Origin of the sequence: Saccharopolyspora sp. 6V, assembly GCF_020176785.1 — a bacterium.
In the GTDB taxonomy this organism is placed as follows: domain Bacteria; phylum Actinomycetota; class Actinomycetes; order Mycobacteriales; family Pseudonocardiaceae; genus Saccharopolyspora_C; species Saccharopolyspora_C gregorii.
Genome location: NZ_JAIUKB010000193.1, coordinates 1 through 2,156, shown reverse-complemented (window position 1 = coordinate 2,156; position 2,156 = coordinate 1). Strand labels below are relative to the sequence as shown.

Annotated in this window: 1 protein-coding gene; it reads right to left on the bottom strand. The window is 70.0% G+C overall.

Features of this window, described 5'->3' with window-relative positions:
* Positions 1-158: 158 nt before the first annotated feature.
* Positions 159-1,661, bottom strand: coding sequence for a 30S ribosomal protein S1 (rpsA, locus tag LCD35_RS28580; protein ID WP_224962930.1), 1,503 nt, complete (start codon positions 1,659-1,661; stop codon positions 159-161).
* Between the last annotated feature and the right edge of the window lie 495 nt (positions 1,662-2,156).

The following is a 2,156-nucleotide window of genomic DNA, read 5'->3' as shown; positions in this document are numbered from 1 at the left end:
CCCCCCCGGGCCACCCCCCCCCCCCCCCCCCCCCGCGGCGCCCCCCCCCAAACACCCCCCCCCCCCCCCCCCCCCCCCCCCCCCCCCCCCCCCCCCACCTGCGAACCGGGGGGGGCCCGTCGTGCCTATCCGTTCCGGATCAGACGGAGACCGTCAGATCACGCACCGCCGGAGAGCTTCTCCCGCAGCGCGGCCAGCTGGGCGTCGCTGGCCAGGGAGCCCGCGTCGTCCTGCTGCTCGGACGAGCCGGAGGACGAGTAGTTCCCGCCGCCCTGCTCGGAACCCGCACCGGAAGCACCCGCGGCAGCGGCCTCGGCGTCGGCCTCGGCGGCCTTCGCGACCTGCTTCATGTGCTGCTCGTAGCGGGACAGCGCGTCGGCGTACTGGCGCTCCCACTCCTCGCGCTGGGTGTCGTAGCCTTCCTGCCACTCCTGGGTCTCCGGGTCGAAGCCCTCCGGGTAGATGTAGTCGCCGTTGTTGTCGTACTCGGCGGCCATCCCGTACTGGGTGGGGTCGAACTCGGAGTCCGGCGTGAAGCCCTCGTTGGCCTGCTTCAACGACAGCGAGATCCGGCGACGCTCGAGGTCGATGTCGATGACCTTGATCATCACGTCGTCGCCGACCTGGACGACCTGCTCCGGGATCTCCACGTGGCGCTCGGCCAGCTCGGAGATGTGCACCAGGCCCTCGATGCCCTCGTCGACCCGGACGAACGCACCGAACGGCACCAGCTTGGTGACCTTGCCCGGCACGATCTGGCCGATCGCGTGGGTGCGGGCGAACTGGCGCCACGGGTCTTCCTGCGTCGCCTTCAGCGACAGCGAGACGCGCTCGCGGTCCATCTCGACGTTGAGGACCTCGACCGTGACCTCCTGGCCGACCTCGACGACCTCGCTCGGGTGGTCGATGTGCTTCCAGGACAGCTCGGAGACGTGCACCAGGCCGTCGACGCCACCGAGGTCCACGAACGCACCGAAGTTGACGATCGAGGAGACGACGCCCTTGCGGACCTGGCCGTTCTGCAGCTGGTTGAGGAACTCGCTGCGGACCTCGGACTGAGTCTGCTCCAGCCAGGCGCGGCGGGACAGGACCACGTTGTTGCGGTTCTTGTCCAGCTCGATGATCTTCGCCTCGAGCTCGCGGCCGACGTAGGGCTGCAGGTCGCGGACGCGGCGCATCTCGACCAGCGACGCGGGCAGGAAGCCGCGCAGGCCGATGTCGAGGATGAGGCCGCCCTTGACGACCTCGATGACGGTGCCCTTGACGGGCTCGTCCTTGTCCTTGAGCTCCTCGATGGTGCCCCAGGCGCGCTCGTACTGGGCGCGCTTCTTGGACAGGATCAGCCGGCCTTCCTTGTCCTCCTTCTGGAGGACGAGGGCCTCGACGAAGTCGCCGACGGTGACGACCTCAGCCGGGTCGACATCGTGCTTGATGGACAGCTCCCGGGACGGGATGACGCCCTCGGTCTTGTAACCGATGTCAAGCAGCACCTCGTCGCGGTCGACCTTGACGATGGTGCCCTCAACGATGTCGCCGTCGTTGAAGTACTTGATGGTTAGGTCGACGGCGGCGAGGAAGTCCTCCTCCGTCCCGACGTCGTTGACCGCGACCTGCGGCTTGGTGGCGGCGGTGGTCGGAACGGTGGTGGTGTCGGTGGACATCAGGTGGGTTGCTCCGGTACGGATAGTTTGTCGGTTGCCTGCGGTTGTCCCCCGCCTCGGCGGTGGCGGACCGGGCTGGCAGACCTACCAGCACGCATCCGCGCACGACCCGCTGGGGGTTGCACCTTGGATCTTAGCCCCCGGGACCGACACCTCTGCGGGCGGAACCGGCGGAACAGGTCCGTCCGCTCTCGGCCCGGCGGTGTTCGACTCCCGGATCGGGTTCGAGCGGTCACCCGCTGCTTCCCCGGCCGGTGCGGCCCGCCACGTCCTCGGACCCGGCGGAACCACTCCACAGTCGAACGCCGGACCCCCCCGTCGTTAATCCCGATCGGGGCACGCAACCTGCCGGGAAGCTCGGCTCCGGCAGCGGCGGTCGGCGGAGCCGACCGGCGGGGCCGGGGCCGGGGGGGGTTTGCCCGCCAGGATTCAAGGGCGCGGGTATGCCCACCGGGCGGGGGGGTTAGTTAGCGGGGGGGCGGTCGCGGGGCCACC